Below are 7,886 nucleotides of genomic sequence, written 5' to 3'. Positions count from 1 at the left end.
GGAGGGGGGCAGGTCGGGGGGGGTCTCGTCGGTGAAGAGGTCGCCGTAGCCGATGCCCAGCGCGCGGATGACCTCCTCGGTGGACGCCCCGCCGAAGTCGTAGAGCAGGATGCGCCCGTTCGCCAGGCGGATCGAGAGCGAGGGCTCGCTCTCCTCGCGCACCGGCGAGAGGGCCATCCAGCGGCCGGGCCCGGTCTTCCGCACCCCTTTGAGGCTGGACAGGAGCCGCTCGAGGCCCTTCCCCGCCATGTGGCTCTTGGGGTCGCCGCCGCGCCGCTCGATCATGCGCTCGAAGTCACGGCGGCTCGCGTCGATGAAGGCCTGCAGCCGCGTCGGCGAGGTACCCACCCGGCTGGGCGAGCCCGGCAGGTGCCGCCCGGTGAGGGCGATGAAGGGGCTGCGCCGGACGGCCACATTGCCCCAGGTCAGGGGCTGCTCGCTGCCGCCCTCGTACAGCAGCAGCAGCGAGCCCGGCACCACGCCCTCCTCGGCGTAGCAGTTGAGCATGTCCAGGTAGCGCATGGCCCAGGGCGCGACCTTGCCGTCCTTGAGCGCGTTGTAGAAGGTGATGGCCACGACCGGGTTGTAGCGCGAGTTGACGTAGGCCAGGCCCGAGGCCTGGGCCTGCGCCAGCGCCTGGCAGGCCCGCTCGAAGCTGGCCCAGCTGTAGGGGTCCTCCACGCTCGCGGCGACGGCGGGGTTGGCCGCCTGCACGAGCTCAAGAACCGGCCGCCCTTTGGCGCCGCGCTTCGCGCCCGGCCGCCACAGCGCCCAGCGGTTCTCCCGCGTGAGCTTCTGGGGCAGCTCGAGCCACCGGCCCTCGGCGGGCCGTCCTGGGTGGGGTGTCTCCGTCATGGCCCACACTATAGCGGGCTTTGATAGGGAGTCCGGGCCGAAGATGAGAAGCGGGGTGGGGCCGGTCCTGTTATCCTATCGTTGATTTCCATAGCTTGAAGTCCCGTATACCCCGGCTATACTAAAAACACCAACCCCCCGAAGGTTTGGGGAACCGGGGGGTCGACGCCACAGGTGTTGCCCTGCCTGAGTTGTCAGGAACAGGGTAGCACAGGCGTGGAAGGAGTGCAATGCCCACGATGCCTTCAGCCTGCGCCCGCCACGACCCACACGACCCACAGCCTCGCCCCCTGGGTGCCGCCGCGCCGGGGGGATCGTCCGCACGGCGCCCGGGGCCGGCCCTCGAGCGCCGTGCCATGAGCAGCCCCGATAGGAGGACGGCCCGCAGCCTCTCGGTGTACCGGCGTCAGCCGGTCCCGAAGGGGATCGTCCTCCCCTTCCGCGCGCCGGGGGTGCGGCCGTGAGCGTCATCCGCCGCGGACCCAAGCGGGACTTCACGGTGCTGCCCAACGCCACCCTCAACGACGCGCGGCTGTCGTGGGAGGCGCTGGGGATGCTGGCCTACTTGGTCAGCAAGCCCGCCGACTGGCAGGTGCGGGTGGCCGACCTCACCCGCCGCCCGGGCAGCGGCCGCGACCGCACCTACCGCATCCTCGAGGAGCTGGCGCGCAACGGCTACCTGGAGCGCCGCCAGCTCAAGGACGCGCGCGGCCGCTTCACCGGCTGGGAGTACCTGGTGCACGACGAGAGCCAGGACCCGCCCCCTTCCCCCCCTTCACCGCGTCCTGAAAACCCGGATACGGCTGGGCCGTATCCGGCTAAGCCGGAGCTTAAAAAAGAAGGAATTAAACAAAAGACAGAATTTAACGAGCAAGAATCGAAGATTCTTGCCTCGAGCAAGGAATTGCCGGCAATTCCTCCGCCGGCCCCGCCCGCCGAAGGGGCCGCCCCGCGCACCCCCTCTCGAGCCGCCCCGGCTTCCCCCGCTCGAGGCATGCTCCGCCAGGAAGACGCCCCCCTCTCAGGACGGGCTGCGCCCGCGCACCGGTCGGAAGGCGCACCCCGCGGGCCGCGGGCGGAAGGATCTTCCCCGGCGGCCCTCGGCGGGTGCCCGGCCAAGCGGCACGACGCGGTGGGCGAGCTGGCCCAGGCGCTGGGTCTGGCGGGCTGGCAGAAAAACTTCGCCCGGGTGGCGGTGAGCGAGGAGCGGACCCGCAACGCCTGGTTCTACCTCGCGCGCCAGGCCCCGCAGGCCCTCAAGGGCTCGTACCGGCTGCTGGACAAGACCGGGGAGCGAGGCCCGGTGACCTGGGGGAGCTGGCTGCCCCTCCTGGCCGAGGACGTGCGGGCCTACGGCGAGGCCCGGGTAGCGCGGGCCCTCGAACTCGCCGTCGTTCAGGGCACGCCCAAGGGGGCGTGGGGCTACTACCGGGCCGTCGTCGAGGACCGCAAGCGCCCGGCCCCGGCGCATCCCCGCGCCGGGGCCTTTGCAGAGGGGTGGGGGCACTTGGAGGCGGAGTACGGCCCGCTGACCTCGGGCTACAACCTGGACGACCTCGAGCGCGAGTACGGGGCCCTGGGGAGGGCCCTTGGGGACGATCCCCTTCGGGACAGAGCAAGCTCTGTACACCCGGGGGAGGTGGCTAATGTTTGAGCCCTCCTGCGCCCCCGGCCCGCTGCCCGCCCGGCGCAGCGCCCCCCAAAACGACCCGCGGCTGCCCCCCTGCCCGCTGTGCGGGGCGACGGCCCTCGAGAGCGCCTACCGCTTCGCCGAGGACATCTCCCACGACTGCGACTGCCTGCGTGACCGGGAGGAGGAGTATTACCGGGGCCTGCGGCAGCTGTGGCGGGGGCGGGTCTGCCTCGAGCAATTCCTGGCCGGCGTGCCCCGCCGCTACCGGGGCTTCACCCTCGAGGGCTACGTGCGCGAGCCGGCCAGCGCCGAGGCCCTGGCGGCAGCCCAGGGCCTCCGGCCGGGGGAGTTCCTCTACCTCTACGGCCTGCCCGGGCGCGGCAAGACCCACCTGGCGGTGGCGGCCGCCCGCCGCCTGGCGACGACGGGGCGCAGGACGCTGTACCTGGGCGAGGCCGAGTACCTCGAGGCGATCTACCGCGCCATCCGCGGCCAGGGCGAGGCGCCCGACTACCGCCCGGCCGAGGTGGTCGTGCTCGACGACGCCGGCAAGATCAAGCCTACCGACTTCGCCTACCAGACGCTCTACGCCCTGCTCGAGCACTTCTCCAGCGAGGGCAAGACCCTCCTCGTCACCAGCAACTACCCCCCGCTGCAGCTCGCCCGGCGGCTCGCGGGGGGCGAGGCCGAGGCCGCCGCGGCCATCGCCAGCCGGCTGACGCAGGGCTACGTGCTGGAGGTGGGGGGCCGCGACCACCGGGCCGCGGCCGCTCAGGGCCCCCTCCCCCCCGTAGGTGGACGTTGTCCACAAGTGCAACACGCCGGGGGGCTGGGCGCGGGGGGAGCGGGGTGACGATGCTCCCCAGGCAGGACGTGGACGGGTTCCTCGGAGCGCGCTACGTGGGCGACTGCGGAGTTGAGTATAAGTTCCCTCCTTCGCGGTACCTGGGCGGGCTGGCCCACGAACTCGGGCACGCCTTCGGCCTGCCGCACCCGGGCGGGTGCGGCAGCGGGAGCAACTCTTGCGACGCCGGCTCCGTGATGTGGACTGGCTACGCGTCCTACTTTTCTCAGCGTGTCAAAGTCCACCTCCGCATCGCCGCCCTTAAAGCGCTCAAAGCAGTGCAAGTGCGTCTAGCTTCCAACACTCTCGCCCACAAACCCAGGCTTCAGGATGCCATCCGGGTAATGCCCAAACAGGGTAACGAGACAAGTTAATGTCCAAAGAAGAAGTAGTTGTCAGCATTATCGAACAAATTGTCTCCACCTCTGTAGATTCTTTCGCTCATGGACAACGATCGGTCTTTTCTAAAGTTGGCGTGCCATAGCTCTATATATTGCCTATTTGTTGCTGGGTCTACACCGTAGGCTTTGAGTATGCCGATATGTGAACCATTGATATACTTCCTGGTACTGCGGTCAATGACGGCGACAACGCGGCCAACCATCTGGGTGCGCATTTGCTCGGGTATCTCCCAGACGGAGAATGTGCCTCCTGGGGTTTCACTGACCGATAAGACTACCCCGGAAGCTGCTTTTATGAAGTCGGCGCACTGCCAATGAATCGCGGTATCGAACACATACAACTCATTGAGGTTCTCAGACGCCCCCGGCGCGCCCCGGGTGCGAAGCACTTCAGATATTCGTGTTGTCAACGTATCCCCACTAGCACCCCCCGCCGCCTGTACAAGTGCGTTTAATGTAGGCCCATCCCAATCCGAGTTCAGTATCTCAAGGACACGGATCTCCTGGGAAAAGGTAGTGGACTGACCATTCAGGCTGAATACGAGGTTCACCCGAATTTTCCGGGCATACGATGTCATCGGACGCACATTCGCTCTAGGGCTAGTTCTTATCCACACCCCTTCGGGTGATTCATAAACCGACACGAACTCAGCATTTGTTATCGAAACTGATACCGTCGTGCCGGGTGGCAGTCCTTGTCGGCATGAGTATTCGTCGCTGTGATAGTACCGGATTGGCGCATCTACAACATCTGTAACAAATTCTGGCCACCCAACCCTTATTGACGCTACTGACAACGTCTTAACGTCCGTCAAAGAGGCCGCTACGACGTTGGACAAACCCCCGCAAGGGTCCGGCGGAGGGGGTGGTGGCACCGTCCCGAACTGAAGCGCTTGATAGGCGCTCACGGCGCTACCTCCGCTGTCCGTTATCCTTAACCTCGCGGTAAATGACCCTGCGGTGGAGTATGTGTGGGTTTGGTAGGTCCGGCTAGAACAAGGGAATTGGTAGTCTGTCGTCCCATTGTTATCAACGTCAATTTCACACATCAGCACCGCACCGTCAGGATCAGATACAAGCCAGTTAAAGGCAACAACAGTCGGGACCCCCCCCGATGTCGGCGTTGCACTGAAGGATGAGATGACTGGAGCTTGATTAGCTCTCAAAGTTACCTGAAGAACTCGAAAGGCTGAATTGCCATTACTATCCCTCACCTCGAGCGTGAACTCGCGGTAGCCCTCGGTCCAGGTCACCTTGTGGCTCGGGCTCCAGCCGTCGTCGCAGTTCTGGAAGGGCCCGGTGTCGTAGTTGGCCGTGGCGCTCGTGATGCGGCACTGCATCGGGCGCCCCTCGGGGTCCCAGATCTCCAGCTTGAAGTTGAAGGTCTGGTCGAAGCTGAGGTCGCCGCCGGGCTCGTAGTAGAAGCGCTTGATCTCGGGCGGGGCGTTGGTGAGCGCCCGCACCGTGGTGACCGAAGAAGTGCCGCCGAGCGGGCTCGAGCCGATGACCCGGGTGGTCCCCGCCCGCTTCCAGTGCAGCCGCACCGCCGAGTCGTGGTGGCCCTCGACGTAGTGCGGCTCGACCTCCACGATGCTGGGGTCCTCGCTGACGAAATTCACCCGCGAGAGGGAGGTCCCCTGCACGGTGCCGATCAGCACCGGGTGCTCGCCCGGGTAGAAGCCGAGGTCGGTCACGTTGACGCTCACCGACACGTTGAGCGGGCCGAAGTCGACGGGGCTGGCCGTGTTGTTGCCCAGCCTGAAGTACCGGTCCGCCTCGGTCCGGACGAAGAGGCCCGCCCGCTCGCTGAGGGCCATTTGGATGACCTTACTGACTATGGGGACCCTCTGCCAGGAGTTGGACTCCTCCGACGGCAGGCCCAGCGCGCCGTACTTCCCGGCCACGTACAGGTCCCCGCCGACGAGGATCGCCGCGCACATGGCGGAGTTGCACTGCACGTCCAGCACCGGGGCAGGGAGGGCCACCGGCGCGGGGGTCAGCTGCCGGTCACGGTTGCCGCTGCCGAACTGGCCGAACCCCTGGTGGCCCGCCACGTAGAGCTGCCGTTGGGGCGTGATGCATACGGTGAGTCCGGTGGTCGCGGCGCAGTCGACAGCGGTCGGGAAGGCCGTCCGGGTCCAGGTGGTTACCGGATTCCCTGTATAGCCCAGCCCGAGCTCCCCGTTCTCGTTGTTCCCGCACGCCCAGACCGACCCGTCGGACTTGAGCATCACGACGTGGAGGTGGCCCGCCGCCAGCCGGCGGGCGTCGCGGCCGCCGGTGTCCCCGAAGGGGGCGAGGTCGTTGGAGACGTACCCCCGGCAGGCCTGCCCCCGGAAGTTCCCGGCGCTGCTGAACACCTTCCGGTCGGGGTCGTTGGTGATGTAGTAATTGGTCTGGTAGCTGCCCTCGAGGGCGGCGATGTTGCTGACCCCCAGGTTTACCCAGCCCGTCTGCAGGTTGCCAGTCCCGTTCTCCCGCACGCCCGTGACGTAGACGCGGCCGTCGGACCCCAGCACGCTGTTGTGCTCGTAGCCGCCGGACGCGCCCACGGGGGTCGCGGGGATGGGCAGCTTCACCGGCGGGTCGATCTCGCCGCTGGGGATGTTGGGGATGCCCAGGGCGATGGCCGAGCCCATCCCGTACGCCTCGCCCTGTCGAGTCACCAGCAGGCCCCCGAAGTAGGGGGACATGGTGGAGGGCTTCATCGGCGGCACCACCCCTACGTTGACCGTCACGCTGGCCTGGAGTCCGTCCACGCTGGCCGTCACCGTGGCGCTGCCGTTAGGCTTGACGCCGCTCAGGGTGGCCAGCCCCCCGCTGGCGGAGAGAACCGCGACCGCGGCGGGGTCGGAGGGGGTAAAGGTGACGGGGGAGGTCACGGGCACACCGTTTTTCAGGGCCTGCAGCTCGAATAGCCCGCCCAGCGGCACCCCGATCGTGGCCCCGGCGGCGCTGTACCCGTCGGGGTCGACGTACCTCGAGTCGGGGAACCGGACCTGCAGTTTGAGCTCCGGGGGCGCCACCCCGAAGTTTGCGGTGACGCCCCTGGGCGCCGTCATCTCCACCGTGCAGGCCCCGGTCCCGGCGCAGGCCCCGCCCCACCCGGTGAAGGTGCTCCCCGCAGCGGGCTGGGCGGAGAGCACCACCGGGGTGCCGCCGGGGAAGCTCGCGGCGCAGGCCGGGCCGCAGTTGATGCCCGCCGGGCTGCTGGTGACGGTGCCGCTCCCCGCCCCCGCCTTGGCCACGGTGAGGGCGAAGGCCGGGAGCGGCCTGACGAACTCGAGGCCGTCGACCCACAGGCGGAACCCCGCGTCCCAGGTGTCGGCGTGGAGCTCGAGGTAGTCGACCTGGGCCAGGGTGGGGGTTCCCTGGCTGGTCCGCGTCCAGGTGCCGTCGCCGGCCAGCGGGACCTCCAGCCTGAGCCACTGCCCCCGCGCGTCGTTGAGCAGGTCCCGGGGCGGGCGGTACTCGAAGTAGCTGGCCCCGTTGCCCAGGCGCAGCCAGGGGCTGTGGCCCTGGAAGCCGGTGGGGCTGGGGTTCTCGGCGTAGAGCCACACCCGGAGGTGGCTGAAGCCCGACAGGTCCCAGCGGGCGTTGCGGGCCTTGGGGTAGACCAGCCGCACGTCGGAGCCGCTCTGGGTGTCGAGCTTCAGGCTCTGGCCGCCGGCCTTGACCCGCAGGGCGTCGTCGCCCAGGCCCGTGGGCTGGCGGTCCTCGAGGGCGTCGGCGCACCAGGCCGCGGCGTTGCCCTCGGTCAGCTCCGCCGGCGGGGCCCCGGCCCCGGCGCCGCCCGGGGGCTCGGCGTAGTCGCAGGAGCGGGTCACCCGCAGCGAGGCGGCGGCCTGGAGCCCCGCCGCGTCCTCGGCCAGCAGCTCGAGGCGGTTCTCGCCCGGGAGGAGCTCGGCGCTGAAGCTGAAGTCCTGGGGGTTCTGCCGCACCGCCAGGTCCTGCCACTGCCCCCCGTTCAGGCGGTGGCGCAGCCGGGTCACCCCCACGTTGTCCGAGACCCTCCCGCTGACGCGCAGGCTGGCCTCGGGGGTCAGGGCGTCCGCGCCGGGCGAGGTGAGGGCGAGCTGGGGGGGCCGGGTGTCACCGAAGGTGGCCGTCACCGCGCGGTCCTCCCCCATGCCCACCACGCACTCGCCCGCCC

Annotated in this window: 3 protein-coding genes and 1 pseudogene; 2 read left to right on the top strand and 2 right to left on the bottom strand. The window is 68.7% G+C overall.

Translation table 11 applies throughout. The features are described from left to right. A pseudogene (locus tag Mterra_RS16770) lies at nucleotides 1-855 on the bottom strand (hypothetical protein); the annotation flags it as partial. Nucleotides 856-1,315: 460 nt separating this feature from the next. Between Mterra_RS16770 and Mterra_RS16765 the strand changes: the two are divergent. Together Mterra_RS16765 and Mterra_RS16760 are read left to right on the top strand one after the other, a co-directional pair. Further along, nucleotides 1,316-2,509, top strand: coding sequence for a hypothetical protein (locus Mterra_RS16765; protein ID WP_119316200.1), 1,194 nt, complete (start codon nucleotides 1,316-1,318; stop codon nucleotides 2,507-2,509). Beyond that, nucleotides 2,502-3,341, top strand: coding sequence for a DnaA ATPase domain-containing protein (locus Mterra_RS16760; protein ID WP_119316199.1), 840 nt, complete (start codon nucleotides 2,502-2,504; stop codon nucleotides 3,339-3,341). The genes Mterra_RS16765 and Mterra_RS16760 overlap by 8 nt, the downstream gene beginning before the upstream one ends. A gap of 361 nt (nucleotides 3,342-3,702) precedes the next feature. Here Mterra_RS16760 and Mterra_RS16750 read toward each other — a convergent pair. Continuing rightward, nucleotides 3,703-7,886 (bottom strand): InlB B-repeat-containing protein (locus Mterra_RS16750; RefSeq protein ID WP_420836704.1); only part of this gene is annotated, 4,184 nt, incomplete at its 5' end.

It is taken from the genome of Calidithermus terrae, from assembly GCF_003574345.1.
Classification (GTDB): Bacteria; Deinococcota; Deinococci; order Deinococcales; family Thermaceae; genus Calidithermus; species Calidithermus chliarophilus.
The sequence above is the reverse complement of the archived record's forward strand: the minus strand, read 5'-3'. Positions and strand labels throughout refer to the sequence as shown.

What these genes read in the sequence shown, in the direction of transcription:
- Mterra_RS16760 (WP_119316199.1), top strand. Translation starts at nt 2,502, where the DNA reads ATGTTTGAGCCCTCCTGCGCCCCCGGCCCGCTGCCCGCCCGGCGCAGC.